Raw genomic sequence first — 365 nt, forward strand, 5'->3', positions numbered from 1 at the left:
CTTCGGGACCGCGACGTCGATGGTGCCGACACGGGTGTCCAGGTCACGGTGCCGGTAGCCGTTACGTTGCGCGAGCCGGTCTGGGGAGACCTGACCCCATTCCGCGCCGACGACGGCGTCCGCGTCGGCGGACAGCAACGCGTTGATCATTGTCTGCAGCAGCTGCCGCATCAGATCCGGTGATGAATCGGCGAGGGCTTCACCAAGCATGCGGGCAGGGTCGACAATATGAGGAGCGGTCATCGTGATGATGCCTTTCGAGTGGGATGTGAGAGTTTCCTCGAAGGATCACACGGTGGCCGCGCTTTACGTCGTGAACGACGAGCTGGCCACCGTGGGCTACACCACTCTAGGGGGCACTACTC

The 365-nt window shown here is 63.0% G+C and carries 1 protein-coding gene; it reads right to left on the bottom strand.

The genetic code is table 11. From position 1 onward, the window contains the following. On the bottom strand, window positions 1-243 hold a 243-nt coding region (locus tag QM019_RS12715), incomplete at its 3' end, for a transposase (protein WP_282853308.1). Between the last annotated feature and the right edge of the window lie 122 nt (window positions 244-365).

Source organism: Gulosibacter sediminis (assembly GCF_030011715.1).
Lineage (GTDB): Bacteria > Actinomycetota > Actinomycetes > Actinomycetales > Microbacteriaceae > Gulosibacter > Gulosibacter sediminis.